The 20,307-nt window shown below is 72.6% G+C and carries 22 protein-coding genes and 3 tRNA genes; 17 read left to right on the plus strand and 8 right to left on the minus strand.

Going from position 1 to position 20,307, the window contains the following annotated elements; genetic code table 11:
* The first annotated feature begins 11 nt into the window (after positions 1-11).
* The 6 genes from BN3788_RS02625 (at position 12) to BN3788_RS02650 (ending at position 2,955) form a co-directional block, all read left to right on the plus strand.
* Positions 12-84 (plus strand) — tRNA-Thr (locus BN3788_RS02625).
* Positions 85-147: 63 nt separating this feature from the next.
* Positions 148-224: transfer RNA gene (locus BN3788_RS02630), tRNA-Met, on the plus strand.
* A 79-nt stretch (positions 225-303) separates the two neighbouring features.
* Complete coding sequence (gene rpmG / locus BN3788_RS02635; RefSeq protein WP_066582309.1) at positions 304-474, plus strand: 50S ribosomal protein L33; 171 nt, start codon at positions 304-306, stop codon at positions 472-474.
* An 11-nt stretch (positions 475-485) separates the two neighbouring features.
* On the plus strand, positions 486-935 hold the full coding sequence (locus tag BN3788_RS02640; protein ID WP_066582310.1) for an FAS1-like dehydratase domain-containing protein: 450 nt from the start codon (positions 486-488) through the stop codon (positions 933-935).
* Positions 932-1,363 (plus strand): MaoC family dehydratase, encoded by a 432-nt coding sequence (locus BN3788_RS02645; protein ID WP_066582311.1) that lies wholly within the window; start codon positions 932-934, stop codon positions 1,361-1,363. Before BN3788_RS02640 ends, BN3788_RS02645 begins: the two co-directional genes overlap by 4 nt.
* A 128-nt stretch (positions 1,364-1,491) precedes the next feature.
* A complete protein-coding gene (locus BN3788_RS02650) occupies positions 1,492-2,955 on the plus strand; it encodes a Tat pathway signal sequence domain protein (protein ID WP_066582312.1) in 1,464 nt (487 codons plus the stop codon).
* 73 nt (positions 2,956-3,028) lie between these two features.
* On the opposite strand, the gene BN3788_RS02655 is transcribed toward BN3788_RS02650, so the two are convergent.
* Positions 3,029-4,090, minus strand: a complete 1,062-nt coding sequence (locus BN3788_RS02655; RefSeq protein ID WP_066582313.1) for a LacI family DNA-binding transcriptional regulator — start codon at positions 4,088-4,090, stop codon at positions 3,029-3,031.
* A gap of 179 nt (positions 4,091-4,269) precedes the next feature.
* Here BN3788_RS02655 and BN3788_RS02660 point away from each other — a divergent pair, with 179 nt between their 5' ends.
* The 3 genes from BN3788_RS02660 to BN3788_RS02670 are packed head-to-tail and all read left to right on the plus strand — an operon-like array spanning position 4,270 to position 8,166.
* The gene (locus BN3788_RS02660) at positions 4,270-5,712 is read left to right on the plus strand and encodes an MFS transporter (RefSeq protein ID WP_234346451.1); all 1,443 of its coding nucleotides are present in this window, start codon (positions 4,270-4,272) and stop codon (positions 5,710-5,712) included.
* Positions 5,713-5,769: 57 nt separating this feature from the next.
* On the plus strand, positions 5,770-7,068 hold the full coding sequence (locus BN3788_RS02665; protein ID WP_066582314.1) for an MFS transporter: 1,299 nt from the start codon (positions 5,770-5,772) through the stop codon (positions 7,066-7,068).
* A 9-nt stretch (positions 7,069-7,077) separates the two neighbouring features.
* A complete protein-coding gene (locus BN3788_RS02670) occupies positions 7,078-8,166 on the plus strand; it encodes a UDP-N-acetylmuramate dehydrogenase (protein ID WP_082812520.1) in 1,089 nt (362 codons plus the stop codon).
* 34 nt (positions 8,167-8,200) lie between these two features.
* On the opposite strand, the gene BN3788_RS02675 is transcribed toward BN3788_RS02670, so the two are convergent.
* A complete protein-coding gene (locus tag BN3788_RS02675) occupies positions 8,201-9,238 on the minus strand; it encodes an adenosine deaminase (RefSeq protein ID WP_066582315.1) in 1,038 nt (345 codons plus the stop codon).
* Positions 9,239-9,426: 188 nt separating this feature from the next.
* On the opposite strand from BN3788_RS02675, the gene BN3788_RS02680 reads away from it, so the two are divergent.
* Positions 9,427-9,687, plus strand: coding sequence for a hypothetical protein (locus tag BN3788_RS02680; RefSeq protein ID WP_066582316.1), 261 nt, complete (start codon positions 9,427-9,429; stop codon positions 9,685-9,687).
* Positions 9,688-9,709: 22 nt separating this feature from the next.
* On the opposite strand, the gene BN3788_RS02685 is transcribed toward BN3788_RS02680, so the two are convergent.
* From BN3788_RS02685 to BN3788_RS02710, 6 genes are all read right to left on the minus strand, one after another.
* Positions 9,710-10,438, minus strand: a complete 729-nt coding sequence (locus tag BN3788_RS02685) for a response regulator transcription factor (RefSeq protein WP_066582317.1) — start codon at positions 10,436-10,438, stop codon at positions 9,710-9,712.
* A complete protein-coding gene (locus tag BN3788_RS02690; RefSeq protein WP_066582318.1) occupies positions 10,435-11,964 on the minus strand; it encodes a sensor histidine kinase in 1,530 nt (509 codons plus the stop codon). The genes BN3788_RS02685 and BN3788_RS02690 overlap by 4 nt, the downstream gene beginning before the upstream one ends.
* Before the next feature lie 43 nt (positions 11,965-12,007).
* The gene (locus tag BN3788_RS02695; protein WP_147525035.1) at positions 12,008-12,595 is read right to left on the minus strand and encodes a hypothetical protein; all 588 of its coding nucleotides are present in this window, start codon (positions 12,593-12,595) and stop codon (positions 12,008-12,010) included.
* Positions 12,596-12,651: 56 nt separating this feature from the next.
* On the minus strand, positions 12,652-13,509 hold the full coding sequence (locus BN3788_RS02700; RefSeq protein WP_066582320.1) for an ABC transporter permease: 858 nt from the start codon (positions 13,507-13,509) through the stop codon (positions 12,652-12,654).
* Positions 13,506-14,423, minus strand: coding sequence for an ABC transporter ATP-binding protein (locus BN3788_RS02705; protein ID WP_066582321.1), 918 nt, complete (start codon positions 14,421-14,423; stop codon positions 13,506-13,508). The genes BN3788_RS02700 and BN3788_RS02705 overlap by 4 nt, the downstream gene beginning before the upstream one ends.
* Before the next feature lie 100 nt (positions 14,424-14,523).
* Positions 14,524-15,747 carry a pyridoxal phosphate-dependent aminotransferase gene (locus BN3788_RS02710; protein ID WP_390619611.1) on the minus strand — a complete coding sequence of 408 codons (1,224 nt, stop codon included), beginning with the start codon at positions 15,745-15,747 and terminating at the stop codon, positions 14,524-14,526.
* Between the two features lie 244 nt (positions 15,748-15,991).
* Here BN3788_RS02710 and BN3788_RS02715 point away from each other — a divergent pair.
* The 7 genes from BN3788_RS02715 (at position 15,992) to rplL (ending at position 20,008) form a co-directional block, all read left to right on the plus strand.
* Positions 15,992-16,064, plus strand: a tRNA-Trp gene (locus tag BN3788_RS02715).
* 98 nt (positions 16,065-16,162) lie between these two features.
* Positions 16,163-16,453 carry a preprotein translocase subunit SecE gene (gene secE, locus BN3788_RS02720; protein ID WP_066582323.1) on the plus strand — a complete coding sequence of 97 codons (291 nt, stop codon included), beginning with the start codon at positions 16,163-16,165 and terminating at the stop codon, positions 16,451-16,453.
* A 72-nt stretch (positions 16,454-16,525) separates the two neighbouring features.
* Positions 16,526-17,362: a transcription termination/antitermination protein NusG gene (gene nusG / locus BN3788_RS02725; protein ID WP_066582324.1), complete on the plus strand. Its 837-nt coding sequence runs from the start codon at positions 16,526-16,528 to the stop codon at positions 17,360-17,362.
* A 78-nt stretch (positions 17,363-17,440) separates the two neighbouring features.
* On the plus strand, positions 17,441-17,872 hold the full coding sequence (gene rplK, locus BN3788_RS02730; RefSeq protein WP_066582325.1) for a 50S ribosomal protein L11: 432 nt from the start codon (positions 17,441-17,443) through the stop codon (positions 17,870-17,872).
* 80 nt (positions 17,873-17,952) lie between these two features.
* Complete coding sequence (gene rplA, locus BN3788_RS02735) at positions 17,953-18,672, plus strand: 50S ribosomal protein L1 (RefSeq protein ID WP_066582326.1); 720 nt, start codon at positions 17,953-17,955, stop codon at positions 18,670-18,672.
* 334 nt (positions 18,673-19,006) lie between these two features.
* A complete protein-coding gene (gene rplJ, locus BN3788_RS02740) occupies positions 19,007-19,540 on the plus strand; it encodes a 50S ribosomal protein L10 (protein WP_066582327.1) in 534 nt (177 codons plus the stop codon).
* 81 nt (positions 19,541-19,621) lie between these two features.
* Positions 19,622-20,008, plus strand: coding sequence for a 50S ribosomal protein L7/L12 (gene rplL, locus BN3788_RS02745; protein WP_066582328.1), 387 nt, complete (start codon positions 19,622-19,624; stop codon positions 20,006-20,008).
* Positions 20,009-20,307: the final 299 nt, after the last annotated feature.

The raw sequence follows: 20,307 nt of genomic DNA on the forward strand, positions 1-20,307 counted from the left end.
TTGCACGCGCTGCCCCGATAGCTCAGTCGGCAGAGCGTCTCCATGGTAAGGAGAAGGTCAAGGGTTCGATTCCCTTTCGGGGCTCTGTTGGTGTCCGGGGGTTGTGCGACGGTTCGTCCGCCGCACAACCCCCGTCCACCGATAGTTGGCGGGGTAGCTCAGGTGGTTAGAGCACACGGCTCATAATCGTGGTGTCGCGGGTTCGAGTCCCGCCCCCGCTACCAACAGGACACACACGCACGTCGGCCGGCGACGTGCGCAACCCGTACGCAGCGCCCCGGCGGCGCGAGAGGTGGCAAGACCATGGCCAGCAAGAGCTCTGACGTTCGCCCGAAGATCACGCTCGCCTGCACCGAGTGCAAGGAGCGGAACTACATCACCAAGAAGAACCGTCGGAACGACCCCGACCGCCTGGAGATGAAGAAGTTCTGCCCGCGTGACGGTCGTCACACGGTGCACCGCGAGACCCGCTGATCTCAGCGCCTGTGGCCGTCAACACCGAGTTCATCGGACGCGAGTACCCGTCGAACGCCTTCTACGAGGTCGGGCGGGAGAAGATTCGCGAGTTCGCTGAGTCGGTGGGCGCGGCCCACCCAGCACACACTGACGCCTCGGCCGCTCATGCGCTCGGGCACCCTGACGTCATCGCACCGGTGACGTTCGCGGTGCTCGTCGCCCAGCGCGCCGAGGCGCAGCTGATCCAGGACCCGGCCGCCGGGATCGACTTCAGCCGCGTGGTCCACGCCGAGCAGCGGTTCACGCACCACCGCCCGATCTACGCGGGAGACCGTCTCGTCACGGTCCTGCACGTCGACGCGATCACCGAGCGCGCCGGGCTGTCGATGGTCAGCACCCGCGCCGAGATCGCGACCGAGGCGAACGAGCCCGTCGCGACGGTGCGGTCCACGCTGGCCGTGCGCGGGGAGGACGCATGAGCGCCCCCCGCCCCGTGCTCGCCGGCCTCGAGGTCGGCCAGGTCGTCGGCAAGCGGACCCTCACCGTCGACCGCGCCCGCCTCGTGCGGTACGCGGCCGCCAGCGGCGACTTCAACCCGATCCACTGGAACGACCGCTTCGCGACAGAGGTCGGCCTGCCCGGCGTCATCGCGCACGGCATGTGGACGATGGGCGCGGCCGTCGGCGTCGTCGCCGACTGGGCTGGCGACCCGGCAGCCGTCGTCGACTACCAGGTGCGCTTCACGCGTCCCGTCCCGGTGCCCGATCCCGGCGCCGCGACCGTCGAGGTCACCGCGACCGTCGGCGCCCTCGACCCTGAGGCCGGCGCCGCGCGCGTCGACCTCACCGTGACCTGCGAGGGAGCCCGCGTCCTCGGCAAGGCGCAGGCCCTCGTCCGCCTGGGCTGATCCCCGGGGCGGTCGCCGCCGACACGCCACCACCCGTTCTGTCGGATTCGTCCGAAGATCGCTACCGTGTCGCCAAGCCGCAACGATGCGGCCGGTCGCAACGATGCGACCAGGACAGGGGAGCGGCCATGTCACCCACTGCGTCACCTTCCACTGCGTCACCGTCCACCGCGCGCCCGTTCGACGGCGCAGGGCGTTCCCTCAGCCGCAGAGGCTTCCTCGCGGCCACCGGCGCTGGCGCCGCGGCTGTCTGGCTCGGCGGCGCCGCGGCGTCCTCCGCGACGGCGGCCGTGCCCGGCAGCCCGCGACCCCTCGGATCCGGTCATGGCTCCCGGGGCAGCGAGAGCGCCGCCCTGGGCTTCCTGCGGTCCGCCGCCGACGCCTATCCCGCCGTCAACAGCGGCCCCCGGCTCGCGCAGTCCTACGCCGACGAGCTCGGGCTGTTCAGCACCGCGTTCGTCTATGACAACGCCCTGGCCATCTGCGCCCTGCTGAGCGCCCGGCGCGGCGTCGACCCGCATGCCCGAGCGCTGGGCGACGGCCTGCTGTTCGCGCAGGACCATGACCCGGACTTCGCCGACGGGCGGCTGCGGCAGGCCTACAACGTGGGCCCGTACACCTTCTACGACGGGTCGCCGCAGCCCGACGGGCTGGTGCGGGCCGATGGCGCGGCCAACGTCGGATGGCAGTTCGGCTTCCTCGGCACGGCCGTGGGCGACATGGCGTGGCCCGGCATCGCCCTGGTGCAGCTCTATGAGCGCACCCGGGACCGCCGCCACCTCGACGGGGCTGTGCGGATCGCCGAGTGGATCGTCGACCGCACGACGTCCGCGTTCCCCCTCGGCGGCTACACGTTCGGCGTCAACGGCGCTGACGAGTCGATCCCGAATGGCTCCACCGAGCACAACATCGACGTCACGGCCTTCTTCACGCTGCTCCACCAGGTCGGCGCCGGGCGCCGCTGGAAGGAGTCGGCCAAGGTGGCGCGGGCCTTCGTGGAGCGGATGTGGGAGCCGGCGGGCGGGTACTTCTACACCGGCACGAATGACGGCACGGAGATCAACCGGGCGCCGTTGCCCCTCGACCCGCAGACCTGGAGCTGGTTGGCCCTGCGGGAGAAGCGCTACGCGAAGGCGCTCGACTGGGCGGCGGGCGCCCTGGCCGCCCGAGACGTGGCGGGCCCCGCCACATCCCAGATGCCCGCGGGCGCCGCGGTGTCCGGGGTGACGTTCAGCTCGGCGAGCCTTGAGTCGACGGCCCGTTACAACGACATCCAGGTGCACCCGCAGGGTGTGTGGCTCGAGGGCACCGCCCAGCTCGCGACGGCGTTCGCCGACCGTGGCAGCCGCGGCGACAAGGCCCGCGCGCAGGCGCTGTCGGAGCAGGTGCGCGTCGCCCAGCAGGTCCTCGGGGGTGGCCAGCACCTGGGTGGGTCGCCATTGCCCGCGGGCGGCGGCGTCGTCGCGGCGTCGAGCCTGATCGACACGGGCTTCGGCTTCGGCTACTTCCAGGTGCAGCACGTGGGCGCCACGTCCTGGCACGTCATGGGCTCGCGCGGGGCGAACCCGTTCGTGCGCGACGGCCTGAGCTGAGGCTCACGCCGCTGGCCGGCCGGGGTGCGCCGGGCCGGCCAGCGCGAGCGGTCTGCGCGGGCCGGGCAGTGGCTCAGGCCGGTGGGGGGCCCGTCGTGGTGCCGAGGCGCAGTGACACGGGCAGCATCACGGGGGCGGGGATCCGGCCCTCGAGCAGCGCCTCGATGGCGTGGCCCACAGCCGCGCCCTTCTCGGCGAGCGGCTGGACCACGCTGGTGAGGAGGTCGGGGGCGAGCCAGGGCAGGTCGAGCCCGTCGAAGCCGGCGACGGAGACATCCTCGGGCACCCGCAGCCCGAGCTCGCGCGCGGCGAGCACCACGCCGGAGGCGAGCAGGTCGGATTGGGCGAGGATCGCCGTCGGCCGATCGGGCCCGCTGAGCAGCGCCCGCCCGGCGTCGGTCCCATGCTCGACGAGCGAGGCAGGCGCCTCCCAGGTGGCGACGGGCACGATGCCGGCGTCGCGGACGCCCTCGATGCGGCGCCGGGTGATCTCCCAGGAGAGCTCGGCGGCGCGCCGCTCGTCGACGAGCCCGGCGCGGCCGAACTCGTTGAAGGGGAGCGTGACGGTGGCGATGCGCTCGTGGCCGAGCTCGAGCAGGTGCCGTCCGAGCTCGGCGGTGCCGGCCTGGTCGTCGATGCCGATTGCCGCCACGTCGTCGACGGCCTGCCCCTCGACCACGACGGTGGGGATGCCGCGGCGGCGCAGGGCCATGAGGTTGGGGTTCTCCACGGTGCCGCCCCAGATGATCGCGGCGACGTCCATGGCGGCGGTCTCCACCAGCGGGTCGACGCCGCGCTGCTCGGCGCCGCCCGAGTCGGGGATCAGCAGCACGCCGAGGCCCAGCGGCTCGAGGGTGCGCACGAGTCCGTCGAGCATCTGCACGGAGACCGGGTCGCGGAATGAGCGCCGGAGCGCGTCCCCGACCACGACGCCGACGATGCCGGACTTGCCGCTGCGCAGCTGGCGCCCGAGCGGGTTCGGCCCCGCGTAGTCGAGCTCCTCGGCGGCGCGGATGACGCGTTCGCGGGTGGCGGCGGCGATCGGCCCGGCTCCGGAGAACGCGAGCGACGCTGTCGACACTGACACTCCGGCTGCCGCGGCGACGTCGGCAAGGGTCGGGCGATCGCTCGACAGGGGAGTTCACCGCCCTTCGGTGGTGGCATGCGGCAGGCCCGGGCAGGCGCTGCGTGGGAGGTCTCGGACAGTCAGCGTACCGGTCGCGCCAAAGCAGCGATCAAATCGATTCGACATGGCGTTCCGACGTGTGGTCGAATCGATTCGTCACCATCCGCGCCATCGACCTGGAGAGAGCTGTGCGCAACCCGCGAGTCCGAGACGCGATCGGCGCGTCCCCTGCCGGCGGCGGCGCTGCCAGCAGCGACCAGGCGCTCGCGCGCACCCGCCTGACGCTGCTCGGGCTGTTCACCCTCAACGGGCTGATGTTCTCGAGCTGGCTCGCCCGCATCCCCGCCGTGCGCGACGCGCTCGACCTCACCGCCGGGCAGCTCGGCATCGTGCTGCTCGCCGGGTCGGTCGGGGCGCTGGCGACCGCCACGGTCTCCGGCATCGTCGTCACACGGTTCGGCGGCCGCTTCTCGCTGCTGCTCTCGACCATCGGGTTCGCCGCGGCCTATGTGCTCATCGGCGTGGGCCCCACCGTCGGGTCGGTGCCGCTGCTGGCCGCGGGAATCTTCCTCAACGGCGTCGCCTTCGCGATCGGCAACGTCCCCCTCAACGTGGAGACCGCCGCTGTCGAGCGGCGCATGGGCCGCACGGTGCTGCCGCAATTCCACGCGGCGTTCTCCGTCGGCGCGGTGCTGGGCTCGCTCATCGGCGCGCTCGCCTCGAGCCTGGCCGTCCCGCTGCTCGGGCAGTTCGTCGTCACTGCCGCGATCGGCACCGCGTGGCGGCTCGCCGCGCTGCCCCATGCGGTGCTGGAGCCGTCGCCCGGGCGCGTCGTGGCCCAGGACGTGCTGCCCGACGTCGCCGCCCACCCGGCCCCGGCGCGTCGGCGCGCCATCGGCTCGGCGCTCGACGCGTGGCGCGAGCCCCGCACGCTGCTCATCGGCGTCGTCATCATGGCCGCCGCGCTGTCCGAGGGGTCGGCCAACGATTGGCTCGCCCTCGCCGTGGTGGACGGGTTCGACCAGACCGAGGCCGTCGGCGCCGTCGTCTTCGGGCTGTTCGTCGGCGCGATGACTGCCGTGCGGCTGCTCGGCACCCGCCTCATCGACAGGGTCGGGCGCGTGCCGGTGCTGCGCGTCTCTGGCTGTGTGTCGCTCGCGGGGCTGCTGGTGTTCGGCTTCGCGCCCACCTTCGAGACCGCAGTGATCGGCGTGGCCGCCTGGGGCTTCGGCGCGGCGCTGGCCGTGCCCCTGGGCATCGCCGCGGCGTCAGACGACCCGATGCTGGCCGCCGGGCGGGTCGCCGTCGTCTCGGCCTTCTCCTCGGTGGCGTCGATCGCGGCGCCGCCCCTGCTCGGCCTCGCCGCCGACTCCATGGGCGCCCGCCGCGCGCTGACCCTGATCGCCGTCGCGATGGTGGTGAGCATCGCGCTCTCCCGCCGCGTGGCGCCGCTCGAGCCCGCCATCGGGCACGACGCGGCTCCCGCTAGCCTGCAGGTGGGCGCCGGAGGCTCAGCGCCGAACCCCGCCGCCCCGATGATGGGGGACGCCGACGACAGGACGCCCATCACGAGGCCGGCCAGCCCGGCGCCCCGTGAGCCCGCCGGCGTGGGCTGCCTCGAGCACTCCTGACCGCGTCGGCCCCGCAGCCGCACGCCCATCCCGCACGACGACGAAGGAGTCGCACACATGACCGCCAGGCGGATGGACGACCCTCGGCTGCGCGCAGCCTCCGCCGCGGTGTTCGTGGTCTTCGCGCTGAACGGGTTCAACTTCTCGAGCTGGGCGTCGCGCCTGCCGGCCGTCCGTGACGCGCTGGGCCTGAGCCCCGAGCAGATGGGCGCCTTGCTGCTCGTCGGGGCCATCGGCTCGCTCATCGCGCTGCCGCTATCGGGGATGGTCGTGACACGGCTCGGCGCCCGGCGCACAGTGCTGACGTTCGCGCTGGTCAACGCCGTCGGCCTGGCCCTCGCCGCAGTGGGGGTCGCCGGCGGCGTGGTGCTCGTGGTGGCGTCCGGCGCCGTGGTCTTCGGCGTGGGCACGGGAACGTGGGACGCGTCGATGAACCTGGAAGGCGCGGCAGTCGAGCAGAAGCTCGGACACACGGTGATGCCCCGCTACCACGCGGGCTTCTCGATCGGGACGGCCGTGGGCGCCGCCGTCGCGGCCGTGGCCGCCGGGCTGGGCGTGCCGGTGGGCGTGCACATCCCCGTCGCCGTCCTCGCGTCGAGCATCGGCGTGGCGCTCGCCGTGCGCCGGTTCCTGCCCGAGCGCGAGGTCGGCGCGGTGGATCCGGCGCGGCACGGCGAGACCACGGGCGCCGATCCCGCGACCGCCGTCGAGGCGCCGAGCCGCGCCCGGCGGGCCTTCGGGAGCTGGCTCGAGCCGCGCACCCTGCTGATCGGCCTCGTGGTGCTCGCGGCAGCGCTCACGGAGGGCTCCGCGAACGACTGGGTCGCGCTGGCCGTCGTCGACGGCTTCGGCACGACGGACGCCATCGGGGCGCTGGCCTTCGGGATCTTCGTGACGGCCATGACGGCCATGCGGTTCTTCGGCACCACCCTGCTCGACAGGTTCGGCCGCGTCGCCACGCTGCAGTTCTGTGCGCTGCTGTCCCTCATCGGCCTCGGGATCTTCACCCTGGCCCCGGAGGGCATGCTGTGGCTCGCGCTGGTGGGCATCGTGCTGTGGGGGATGGGCGCCGCGCTCGGCTTCCCGGTCGGGATGAGCGCCGCGAGCGACGACCCGGCCCATGCGGCGGGCCGCGTCAGCGTCGTCGCCACCATCGGCTACTCGGCCTTCCTCGCGGGCCCGCCGCTGCTCGGCCTGCTCGCCGGCGCCGTCGGGTATCGGCATGCGCTGCTCGCGATCGCCGTCCCGGGGCTGGGGGGGCTGTTCGTGCTGCACGCCGTGCGCCCGCCCGCGCCGGATGACGCCGCAGGCTCGTCGCCCGGCCTCGGGAGCGACCGCCCAGCATCGGGGAACTAGCCTGGTGACGTGACGACCTCGACCCAGACCCCGACCCTCGCCCAGCTCACCACCATGCGGGTCGGTGGACCGGTGGGCCGGTATGTCGAGGCCTCCGACGAGGCCGAGCTCATCGCGGCGGTGCGGGAGGCCGACGCCGCTGGCGAGCCGGTGCTGCTGCTGGGCGGCGGGTCGAACTTGCTGGTCTCGGACGAGGGGTTCGACGGCGTCGTCGTGCGCGACGCGCGGACCGGCGTCACCACGCCCGACGAGTCCGCGTGCGCGGGGACCACCCTGACGGCGCCTGCGGGCGCCCCCTGGGACGACGTGGTCGCGCACGCCGTCGCACGGCGACTGGTGGGGCTCGAGGCGCTCTCGGGCATCCCCGGCTCAACCGGCGCGACGCCCGTGCAGAACGTCGGGGCCTACGGCCAGGAGGTCGCCCAGACGATCGCGCTGGTGCGGGCCTTCGACCGGGAGCGCGCCCGCGTGCGGACCTTCCCCCTCGCCGACCTGGGCTTCGGCTACCGCACCTCGGTGCTCAAGCGGTCGATGCGCGTCGACCCGGGCGACGACCGCTCGCCGTGGTACCCGACGCCCCGCTACGTCGTCCTCGACGTGACGTTCCAGCTCAAGCCCGGCGACCTCTCCGCCCCGATCGCCTACGGGGAGCTCGCCGCGGCCCTCGACGTGGCCGTCGGGGAGCGGGTCCCCCTGGCGGACGCCCGCGCCGCGGTGCTCGGGCTGCGCTCCCGCAAGGGCATGGTCCTCGACCCCACAGACCCGGACACGAGCAGTGCCGGCTCGTTCTTCACCAACCCGGTGATGAGCGGCGCCGACGCGCTCCTGCTGCCCGAGGACGCCCCGCGCTATCCCGCCGGCGGCGACGACGTGAAGGTGAGCGCGGCGTGGCTCATCGAGAGGGCGGGCTTCCGGCGCGGGTACGGCCTGCCCGGGCCGGCCGCGTTGTCCACGAAGCACACCCTCGCGCTGACCAACCGCGGCGGCGCGACCGCCGCCGACCTGGTGGCGCTGGCCCGCGAGGTGCGTGACGGGGTGCGCGAGCGGTTCGGCGTGACCCTCGAGCCGGAGCCCGTGCTGGTGGGCGTCGCGCTCTGACGCCCCCGTGAGCGGCCCGGGCGGCGGCGTCGCGTCAGTCGGCGGCCAGGTCGGCGGGCTCGGACAGCCAGGCGTCCACCTCGCCGAGCAGGCGCGCCCGGGTCTGCTCTGACGTGCGGCTCGCCCGGATCGATGACTTCGCCAGATCGGCCAGCTCCGCGTCGGTGAAGCCGTGCACGGTGCGCGCGGCCTCGTACTGCGCGGTCAGCCGCGCGCCGAAGAGCAGCGGGTCGTCGGCGCCCAGGGCGACGGTCGCCCCGGCGTCCACCAGCGCGCGCAACGGCACCTGGGCCTGGTCGGGGTAGACCCCGAGGGACACGTTGGACGTCGGACACACCTCGAGCGCCACCCCGCTGCCCACCACCCGGTCGAGCACAGCGGGGTCCTCGGCCGAGCGGACGCCATGGCCCAGCCGGTCGGGCGCCAGATGGTCCAGGACCGCGTCCACGTGGGCCGGGCCGAGCAGTTCGCCGCCGTGCGGGACGAGGGCGAGGCCAGCCCGGCGGGCGATCTCGAAGGCGGGCGCGAACTCGGAGGTGTCCCCGCGGCGCTCGTCGTTGCTCAGGCCGAACCCGATCACCTCGCCGGGCCCGTCGCCCGCGTGCAGCGCCGCGAGCCGCGCGAGGGTGCGCGCCTCCAGGGGGTGGCGCATGCGGGAGGCCGCCACCACGACGCCCACCTCGACGCCGTGCTCGTGCCCGGCTGAGCGGGCCGCGTCGAGCACGATCTCCAGGGCGGGGGTCAGCCCTCCCACGAAGGGCGCGTACGACGTCGGGTCGACCTGGATCTCCAGCCGGCGGGAGCCCTCGACCGCGTCGTCGGCGACCGCCTCGGTGAGGATGCGCCGCATGTCGGCCTCGCCGCGCACGCACGCCCGCGCCGCGTCGTACAGCCGCTGGAACCGGAACCAGCCGCGCTCGTTGGCGGGCACCATCAGCGGGTCGCCGTCGAGCAGCGCCGACGGCAGCCGCACGCCGTAGCCGACGGCCAGGTCCCGCAGCGTCTCCAGGCGCATCGAGCCGGTGAAGTGCAGGTGCAGGTGGGCCTTGGGGAGCCGGTCCAGGTCGCGCACCTGACCAGTGTGCCAAAGATGAGTGTGAGAGCACTCTCACGTGGTTCTCCTGACAGGCTCCCCGGCAAGCCTCAACCTGGCGTTGTCAGGTCCGCCCGTCTGCGCGCCGGTCGCCGGCGTCGGGGGTGGGCTGCGGTGAGAGTGGGAGTCGCATGGCGTCGCGGGCAGATCGAGCATCGTACGGATGGGTGGCGCTGGGGGCCGGGGCGTCGCTCGCCCTGGGGATGATCGGCGGGATCGCCGCAGCGGAGCAGACGCGCTCAGCCCAGCGCGACGCGGCGGCGCCGGATCGCACGTCGAGCCCCCCCACGGGGGGCGGGATCGGCACGCATGTGGTCGGCGCCAGCCCCCGGCCCTCCGCGCCCGGCCGGATGGTCGAGCTGGCGCCACCGCGGTCCGCCGACCAGTCGCACGCCCAGCGCTCGCGGACGTGGTTCGCGGCGAACTGACTCGCGGCGCATGGAGCGGCCATCACCGCCCCTGCGAGGGCTGCTGCGGGGCGACGTGGCGCCCCTGCGATGTCGGACGTGTCGCCGTCGCGTCGACCAGCCGGTAGCCGACACCGCGCACGGTGTCGAAGTGCGCGGCCCCGAGCTTCTTGCGCAGGTACCGCACGTACACGTCGACGACGTTCGAGCCCGGGTCGAAGTCGTAGCCCCACACCTGCGAGAGGAGCTGCTCGCGGCTGAGGACATGCCCGGGGTGGCGCAGGAATGTCTCCGCGAGGGCGAACTCGCGGGCCGACAGGTCGATCTCGTGGCCGGCCACCTTCATCCGCCGGGTCCGCAGGTCGAGCTGCAGCGGGCCGTGCGTCAGCGTGGTGGCCTCGCCGGCCGGCTGCGGCGCCCGCAGTCGCAGGCGCACCCGTGCCAGGAGCTCCTCGAAGCGGAACGGCTTCGCCATGTAGTCGTCGGCGCCGGACTCCAGGCCCGTGACCGTGTCGGTGACGGAGCTGCGGGCGGTGAGGATGATCACCGGCACCGTCTCGCCGCTCGCCCGCAGCTCCTGCAGCACGTCCAGGCCGTCCATGTCGGCCAGGCCCAGGTCGAGCACGAGGAGTGCGTACTCGCCGGTGCGGGCGAGCGCGAGCGCCTCTCGGCCGGTGGCGACGGTGCTCGTCACGAACCCCTCGGCGTGCAGTCCTTTGGCGAGGAACGCGGCGATCCGCTCCTCGTCCTCGGCGATGAGGATCTGCGTCATCTGTGCTCCACGAGCTCGGGGCGCTCCAGGCGCTTCGCGTCGACATAGGGGATGGCGGGCAGGTCGAGCAGGAACACCGAGCCGGGCCCGGCGTGCGCGGGCCACCTCTCGAGGCGGACACGGCCCCGGTGCGCCGCGGCGATCGCGGCCACGATCGGCAGCCCCAGCCCGGCGCCCTCGGATCGGCGCCCAGTGCGGTCGGCGCGGCCGCGGTGGAACCGCTCGAAGATCCGCTGCTCCTCCTCCGGCGCCACCCCCGGGCCCTGGTCGTGCACCCACAGCCGCACCCGGCCGGCGTGCAGCTCGCTGCCGATCCGGATGCGGGTGCCGGGGGCGGACACGGAGACGGCGTTGGCGATGAGCTGCAGCCACGCCTGCGTGATGCGCTGCGAGTCCACCATGAGCATCACGTCGGCGCGTGCGGTGACCTGCCACTGGCGGTCGCCCAGGCTGCGCGCCTTGTCCAGCACGTCGTCCGTGAGCCGCCCGATGTCCGTGGGCGCCGGGCGCACGAAGTCGGGCCGGTCGGCGGTGGCCAGCGTCATCAGGTCGTCGACGAGCCGGTGCATGCGGTCCAGCTCGTCCAGCGCGAGCGACTGCACGGCCCGCACATCCTCGGGGTCGCGCGCGTTGATGAGCTCGAGGTGCCCCCGCACGATCGTCAGCGGGGTGCGCAGCTCATGGCCCACGTCGTCGAGCAGCTCGCGCTGGGAGCCGAACGCGTTCTCGAGCCGGTCGAGCATCGCGTTCACGGTGACCGCCAGGTCGGACAGGTCGTCGGACCCCGAGACGGGGATGCGCTCGGAGAGGTCGGACTCGGTGATCCTGCGCGCCGCGTCCCGCAGCAGCCGGACCGGGCTCAGCAGCCGCCCGACCACGAACCACGCCACGGCGGCGATCACCGCGAGCGAGCCGAGGGCGATCGTCGCGTACGTGAAGTAGGTCGAGCCGAGACTGGCCACCTCGGCGCCGCGGTCGACCGCCACGACGAACAGGCCGGTGGACGGGTCCCCGCCGACTTTGACGGGCACCGCGACCATCCGGTACTCCGTCATCGCGGTCCGCACGGTCCGCAGCTCGACCGGCTGGTCGGTTGGCAGCCTCCGCAGTTGGTCGAGCAGCTCGAGGTCGTCCTCGAGGCGCAGCACCACGGGACGGGAGGCGATCCAGCGCGGCTCGCCGTCGATCAGGGCGATCACGCCCTCGTTCTCGGTGAGGCCGCGCATCTGGACGGCCTTCTCGAGCACATCGGCGACCGAGGTGAACCGCGCCTTGGACCCCTGGTCGGGGTTCGGGCCCTCGCTCGCGGTGATGTGCAGCACCTCGACGGCGCGGCTCAGCGAGTTGTCGATCCGCGCGTCGGTGCTCTGAGTCTGCAGGGCGTACGCGGCGGCGCCGGCGATGAGCACGGTGAGCCCCGCGAGGCCGACGACGGCGCCGAGCAGCCGCGTCCGCACGGTGACGTGGGCGGCGCGTCGTGCGGGATTCCAGCTCGCGCGTGCCTGACGTGCGTGCGTGGCCCTCATACCAGGCCCGCTGCCTTGCCGGTGGCGTCTTCCGAGGTCACCGTCACGGGCGTCGTCGTGTGCCCTGGCCCTTACACACATTTGACGCTGCCGAACAACGCGCTCGTGTTTGCGGTGCTTTGTGGGGCGCGGGCAGCGGGTCGCCGGGAGTCGGGCTCGGGGCGGCGAGCGTGCGGGCCGGGCTCGGGCGCCTCCACTCGGTGGCCGTCCCCGACGCCCACAGGTTCCGGTCCTGGCTCGTCCACGTCCATCGCGCGTTGTCCGGGGATGGCTCCTGCGAGCTCAGGCTGGTGGTCGAGCCGGCTGGCGTGGACGTCGAGAGCGCGGCGCCCGGTGCCGTGGCGGCCCGTCCCGGGCCGGAGGGCGCCTCCATGCCGTCGTCTGACGCGTCGCCCAGCTCGTCGGCGCCGGCCGGGTCAGCACTGTCCTCCGCGGCGCCGGATGCGGCGCCGCCAGGAGCAGGGCCGCCGATGCCGAGGGCGTACGCGTCGTCCTGCGTGTGGGAGATGACCAGAGGCGCCCCGATCGGCCCCGGCCCCGGGGCCGTGTCCGAGAACGCGACAGCAGTCACGATGCCGAGCAGCAGCACCGCGGCCGAGCCGCTCGCGACCACGCTGGCGTTTCGGGGCATACCTCACAGTATCGGGGTTTTACGTGAGAGTCCCATGAGATCGCAGGTCAGACGTGTCAGCCGTCGTCGCGGCGCCGCCAGCGGAACGTCCGCACCCCCACCACCAGGCCCAGCACCAGCCACGCGCCCAGCACCGCCGCCGTGGCCCCGTGCTGCCACGAGCCTGAGACCTCGAAGGACTGCGCGCCCGCGGGCAGGAACACCGAGCGCATCCCCTGCGCCATCCACTTGAGCGGGAACACCGACGCGACCTGCTGCATCCATGTCGGCAGGTCGTTGAAGACGAAGAACACCCCCGAGATGAACTGCAGCACCAGCACGATCGGGGTGACCACCGCGCTCGCGCTCCGCCCCGAGCGGGGCACGGAGGAAAACGCGACCCCGCATACGGTGCCCGTGGCGGTGCCGAGCACGAACACCCAGGCGAACACGGCCCACGAGGACGCGCTGCGGGGCATCGGGACGTCGAACGCCGTCGCCGCCAGCGCGAGCAGCAGCGCCGTCTGCACGATCGAGACCGCGAGCACCTGGCCGACTTTGCCGAGGAAGTACGCGCTCGCGGGCAGCGGCGTGCCGCGGAGCCGCTTGAGGGCGCCCTCGTCCCGCTCCGCGGCGATCATCAGCGCCACCGACTGGAAGCTCGAGAGCATCACCCCCGTCGCCACCATCCCCGGCAGGAAGTACTGCGCGTACGGGATGCCGGGCGACGGCCCCACCCGGCCGCCGTCCTGCCCGAAGACCGTCGAGAAGATCGCCAGCATGATCACCGGGTACGCGAAGATGAACACGATCGCGTCCCGCTCCCGGAAGAACAGGCGCACCTCGAACGCGGCGCGCGCGGCGCCCAGGCGCAGCACTCCCGGGAGCCGCCGGGAGCCGCCGGGCGGCGCTGTTCGCTGCGCGGCAGCGGTCATCGGACCGGCTCCTCAGCCACCGCGGCGCCACCCGAGCCGTCCGAGCCGTCTGCGCCGCCGGTGCCGTCCGCCCCGATCAGGCTCAGGTAGACGTCCTCGAGGCTCGGCCGCAGCACCTGCAGGCCGGGGATCTCGGCGCCGGGGGCCCGCAGGGCGAGCTCGGCGACGGTCCGTGTGGGGTGGTCGGTGCGGACCTCGCGCGTCGAGCCGTCCTCCGTCCACCGCACGACGGCCTGCCGTGCGGCGCGTCCGCCCAGGTCGGCGGGAGCCCCGAGCGCCACCACCTGGCCGTCGCGCACCACCGCCACACGGTCCGCGAGCTGTTCGGCCTCGTCGAGGTAATGCGTGGTGAGCAGCACCGTCGTGCCGCCATGCCGCAGGCCGGTGACGAGCTCCCAGAACGCGCGCCGCGCCTGCGGGTCGAACCCCGTGGTCGGCTCGTCGAGGAACAGCAGCTCCGGGTCGCCGACGATGCCCAGCGCGACGTCGACCCTGCGGCGTTGGCCGCCGGAGAGCCGCCGGCAGCGGGTCCGGGCCTTGTCCCGCAGGCCCACGGCGTCGATCGCCTCGTCGGGGTCCCGCGGCGCGGGGTAGTAGCCGGCGAAGTGCCGCACCAGCTCCTCGACGGTGGCCTCGGAGAGGTCGCGGGCGTCCTGCATGACGACGCCGATCCGGGAGCGCCATGCGCGGCCTGCCGTGGCCGGGTCCTCGCCGAGCACGCTCACCTGCCCGGCATCGCGGTCCCGGAATCCCTCGAGGATCTCGACGGTGGTGGTCTTCCCGGCGCCGTTGGGCCCGAGGATCGCGAAGATCTCGCCGCGCCCCACCTCGAGGTCGAGGCCGTTGACGGCGTGCTTGTCGCCGTAGCGCTTGCGCAGGCCGCGAACGTCGACGGCGACGTCGGTGAGGGTCATGCGCACAGCCTGGCGTGCCGTCGGCCCTCGCAATAGGCCTGACACGCGAGGAGGGGCCAGCCGGATGCCGGCTGGCCCCTCCTGAGGTCGTGCGTGGCGCCTAGACGCCCTCGGCGAGCAGTCGCTGGATGCGCGTGACGCCCTCGACGAGGTCCTCGTCGCCCAGCGCGTAGGACAGGCGCAGGTAGCCGCTGGGCCCGAACGCCTCGCCGGGGACCACCGCCACCTCCGCCTGCTCGAGGATGAGCGCCGCCAGCTCCACCGAGTTCGTCGGGGTGACGCCGCGGATCGTGCGGCCGAGCACACCCTCCACCGACGGGTAGGCGTAGAAGGCGCCCTGCGGGGCAGGCAGCACCACGCCGTCGATGGCGGTCAGCATCTCCACCATCGTGCGGCGGCGACGGTCGAAGGCGGCGCGCATCTGCTCGACGGCGGACAGGTCGCCGGTGACCGCGGCGAGCGCGGCCCGCTGGGACACGTTCGCGACGTTGGAGGACAGGTGCGACTGGAGGTTCGTCGCTGCCTTGATGACGTCCGTGGGCGCGATCATCCAGCCCACGCGCCAACCGGTCATCGCGTAGGTCTTCGCCACGCCGTTGAGCACGATCGTGGTGTCGGCGAGCTCGGGCACGGCGCGGACGATGGGCGTGAACACCGCGTCGTCGTAGGTCAGGTGCTCGTAGATCTCGTCGGTGATGACCCAGATCCCGTGCTCCAGCGCCCAGCGGCCGATCTCGGCGGTCTGCTCGGGGGAGTACACGGCGCCCGTGGGGTTCGAGGGCGAGCAGAACAGCAGCACCTTGGTGCGCTCGGTGCGCGCCGCCTCGAGCTGCTCCACCGTCACCAGGTAGCCCTGGTCGACGCCTGCGACGACCTCGACGGGCACGCCGCCTGCGAGCCGGATGGCCTCGGGGTAGGTGGTCCAGTAGGGGGCCGGCAGGAGCACCTCGTCGCCGGGGTCGACGATCGAGGCGAACGCCTGGTAGACGGCCTGCTTGCCGCCGTTGGTGACCAGCACGCTGCCGGGCGAGACCTCGTAGCCCGAGTCGCGCAGCGTCTTCGCCGCGATGCCCTCGCGCAGCGCCGGCAGCCCGGCGGTGGGGGAGTAGCGGTGTGAGGCGGGCTCGCGGGCGGCGGCGACTGCTGCCTCGACGATGTAGTCGGGCGGCGGGAAGTCGGGCTCGCCGGCCCCGAACCCGATCACCGGGCGCCCCGCCGCCTTCAGTGCCTTCGCCTTCGCGTCGACGGCGAGCGTCGCGGACTCGGCGATGGCGGCGACACGGGTGGAGACGCGGGACCGGGGTGGGATCGTGTTCTGGGTCACGAGGGCCATCCTCGCAGACGCGGCACGCGTGATGGAGGCAAGTGGGCCCCATCGGGGGACGCCGCGGAGGGTCTCGCCCAGGGGCCGGGCGCCGTCCCTCGAGGGCCGGTTCGACCCACGGTCATGTCTCGCGTACAGTGGAGCCCCGGCGGTTGACGTCCGCCATGATGAGCCGTGCCCGCAGACCGTCGCCCTCACCGGCCGGGACGCGTGTGGCCCACCATGGCGTGTCGAAGGTCGCCGTAGGGCAGTGGCGCAATTGGTAGCGCACCGGTCTCCAAAACCGGCGGTTGCGAGTTCGAGTCTCGCCTGCCCTGCGCACGCGGTCACGGTCCGGCTCACAGTCGGACCGGCGCCGCGACCCGGCACGTTCCGGGACGCAGCGCACCACACGACGAACACGTAGGGGACAGCTGTGAGCGAATCCGCACCTGCCGCGGCGTCCGACGCCGGCGGTTCCGCATCGCGGACGGACCGGCCGAAGCCGGTCAGTGGCGACGGTCAGGACCGCCGCGGGCTTTTCGCGCGCATCGCGCTCTTCATCCGCCAGGTGGTCGGCGAGCTCAAGAAGGTCGTCCGCCCCACGCGTTCGGAGCTGATCACCTACACCGGCGTCGTGCTGGTGTTCGTCGTGATCGTGATGGCGTTCGTCACCGTGGTGGACCTCGGCGTCGGCAAGCTCAGCTTCTGGGTCTTCGGAGGCTGACGCACCACCCCAGGTCGGGCGGCCCCCGTCCACCCGTTCTGCAGGACAGTCGTTGAGAAAGCAGGTTCGCACGTGTCGTACGAGTCGCAGGAACCCGAGCAGGGCACTGCCGAGACGGAGCTCGAGGACGCCCTGGCGTCGGTCGAGGCGGTCGAGGCGCCCGCCGCAGGTTCTGCCGACGCCGTCGAGACCGTCGAGGCCGCTGACGAGAGCGTGACGGACGAGTCGGACGAGGACGAGCCGGCAGAAGACGCGCCGGCCGAGGACGAGTCGACGGAGGGCGAGGCTGAGGCCGAGGCCGACGTCGAGGAGGACCCGGTCGCGGCGTTCAAGGCCCAGCTCCGCTCGCAGCCGGGTGACTGGTATGTCATCCACTCCTACGCGGGGTACGAGAACCGGGTGAAGGCGAACCTGGAGAACCGGACCCAGAGCCTCAACATGGAGGAGTACATCCACCAGGTCGAGGTGCCCATGGAGGAGGTCACGGAGATCAAGAACGCGCAGCGCAAGGTCGTGCGCCGCGTGCGGATCCCCGGCTACGTCCTGGTGCGCATGGACCTCACCGACGAGTCGTGGGGCGCCGTGCGCCACACGCCCGGCGTGACCGGCTTCGTGGGCCACACCCACCAGCCCGTGCCGCTGACGCTCGACGAGGTCTTCTCGATGCTCGCCCCCACGCTGGAGCCCGCGAAGCCGTCGGCAGGCGGGGCCGCTGGCCGCGCAGCCGCCGAGATCAAGGTCGACTTCACGGTCGGCGAGTCGGTCACCGTCACGGACGGCCCGTTCGACACGCTGCCCGCCACCATCTCCGAGATCAACCCCGAGAGCCAGAAGCTCAAGGTGCTCGTCTCGATCTTCGGCCGGGAGACCCCGGTCGAGCTGTCGTTCAGCCAGGTCGCCAAGATCTGAGGCTGACACCCCACCGACGGCGTCGCGCGGCGCCGTCGGCCGCGCAAGTCACCTGAAGTTCACGAAGAAGGACCCGACATGCCTCCCAAGAAGAAGGTCACCGGCCTGATCAAGCTCCAGATCAAGGCTGGGGCTGCCACGCCGGCGCCGCCGATCGGACCCGCGCTGGGTCAGCACGGCGTCAACATCATGGAGTTCTGCAAGGCGTACAACGCCGCGACCGAGTCGCAGCGTGGGGACGTCGTGCCCGTGGAGATCACGGTCTACGAAGACCGCTCCTTCACGTTCATCACGAAGACCCCGCCGGCCGCCGAGCTCATCAAGAAGGCCGCAGGCGTCGCCAAGGGCTCGCCGACCCCGCACACGGTGAAGGTCGCCACGCTGTCGGCCGACCAGGTGCGCGAGATCGCCAGCACCAAGCTGGTCGACCTCAACGCGAACGACCTGGCCGCCGCCGAGAAGATCATCGCCGGCACCGCCCGGTCCATGGGCATCACCGTCCAGGGCTGACCAGCACCACCCGAGAAGTGCAGTGGCAGGGCCATGTGCGGCCCGACGACCACGACTGCTGACCAAGGAGAACCAAGCAGATGGCAAAGCACAGCAAGGCGTACAACGCCGCGCTCGAGAAGATCGAGCCGAACAAGGTCTACTCGCCGCTCGAGGCCGTGCGCCTCGCGCAGGCCACGTCGACGACGAAGTACGACGCGACCGTTGAGGTGGCCTTCCGCCTCGGCGTCGACCCCCGCAAGGCGGACCAGATGGTCCGTGGCACCGTGAACCTGCCGCACGGCACCGGCAAGACCGCTCGGGTCCTGGTCTTCGCGACGGGTGAGCGTGCTGAGCAGGCTCGGGCCGCGGGCGCCGACATCGTCGGTGGCGACGAGCTCATCGAGAAGGTCGCCGCGGGCTACACGGACTTCGACTCCGCTGTCGCCACGCCCGACCTCATGGGCAAGGTCGGCCGCCTCGGAAAGGTGCTGGGCCCGCGCGGGCTCATGCCGAACCCGAAGACCGGCACGGTCACGATGGACGTCGCGAAGGCTGTGACGGACATCAAGGGCGGGAAGATCGAGTTCCGCGTGGACAAGCACGGGAACCTCCACTTCATCATCGGCAAGACGTCGTTCTCCGACACGCAGCTCGTGGAGAACTACGCCGCCGCGCTGGACGAGGTCCTGCGTCTGAAGCCCGCCAGCTCGAAGGGCCGCTACATCACGAAGGCGACGTTCTCGACGACGAACGGCCCCGGCATCCTGGTCGACCAGAACAAGGTGCGGAACCTGACGCTCGAGGACGACGAGGCCTGATTCCTCACCGTCTCATCGCAGGGCCCGGTCCGTTCGCGGACCGGGCCCTGCGTGCGTCCCGGGCGGTCCGGCCCGGCGGCCGCGATTTGGCCCTCCGCCGCTCGTGACGTATGGTGAGTGCGCCCAAGACCGCCGGTCGTCGGCCTCCGCACCGTGTTCGCTATAGCGAGCGCAGCCGCGGGAGCCGCCCGAAGTCCCGCAACTGCGGAGGCCAGCGCAGGTGAGAGATTCGAGCCGCATGTAGTTCTGTGCCTTCGAGCCCCGCGCCTGCGCGGGGCTCTTGTCATGTGCGGGGTGAGGGACGATCGGTGGCACCACCACCGGAAGGATTGCCATGGCGAGGCCGGACAAGGCAGCCGCAGTCGCAGAGCTCACGGACGCGTTCCGTGACTCGAACGCGGCCGTGCTGACCGAGTACCGCGGGCTCACCGTCGCCCAGCTCAAGCAGCTGCGGCGCGCGCTCAGCGGCAACGCAACCTACGCCGTGGTGAAGAACACGCTGACGGCCATCGCCGCCAAGCAGGCCGGCATCGAGAGCCTCGACGCCGACCTCCAGGGCCCCTCGGCCATCGCCTTCGTCACCGGTGACCCGGTGGAGGCAGCCAAGGGTCTGCGTGACTTCGCCAAGGCGAACCCCGCGCTGGTCATCAAGGGTGGTGTCCTCGACGGACGCGCCCTGACCGCTGCGGAGATCAACACCCTCGCGGACCTCGAGTCCCGCGAGGTCCTGCTGGCCAAGACGGCCGGCGTGCTCAAGGCGTCGCTGTTCCAGGCGGCGTACCTCTTCACGGCGCCCGCAGCCCAGGCTGTGCGCACCGTCGACGCCCTGCGCGCCAAGCGCGAGGAGTCGTCCGAAGAAGCAGCCTGAGCCACCCGGCCCAGCAGCTCGAACCCCCCGCTTGCGCCGACCACCGAGGTCGGCGGGCACGACATGGAAGGACACGCCATCATGGCGAAGCTCACGACTGACGAGCTCATCAGCGCATTCAAGGAGCTCACGCTCATCGAGCTCTCCGAGTTCGTGAAGGCCTTCGAGGAGACCTTCGAGGTCACCGCTGCCGCTCCGGTCGCCGTCGCGGCCGCCCCGGCCGCCGGTGGCGGCGACGCCGCTGCCGAGGAGGAGAAGGACGAGTTCGACGTCGTCCTCGAGGGCGTCGGCGAGAAGAAGATCCAGGTCATCAAGGAGGTGCGCGCCCTCACGAGCCTCGGCCTGAAGGAGGCCAAGGACCTCGTGGACGCCGCCCCCAAGGCCGTCCTGGAGGGTGTCAACAAGGAGGCCGCCGAGAAGGCCAAGGCCGCTCTCGAGGGCGCTGGCGCCACCGTCGTCCTCAAGTGACCTGCGTCCTCGCGGCGTGGTGACACACCGCGAGGAACCCTCCGTGAGGAGGGCCTGACGCGACGAGACCCGCACTCTCCTCGAGGGTGCGGGTCTCGTGCTCTGCAGGTCGACTGCCGTGTCGTGGGGCTCAGAAGCCCTGGCGTCCGCGTGGTCAGATGGCTTGCGGTCTCACGCTCTGTGTCCGGGCTGGACAGGTCTATTCAGAGCGTATACGCTAGCGCTTTGCGCTGGCTTGTGCCTGCAAACCGACCCCGACCCCGTACTGCCATCGCCATGCGCGCGCTCAGAGTGCGCGT

The organism is Cellulomonas timonensis (assembly GCF_900046455.1).
GTDB lineage: Bacteria > Actinomycetota > Actinomycetes > Actinomycetales > Cellulomonadaceae > Cellulomonas_A > Cellulomonas_A timonensis.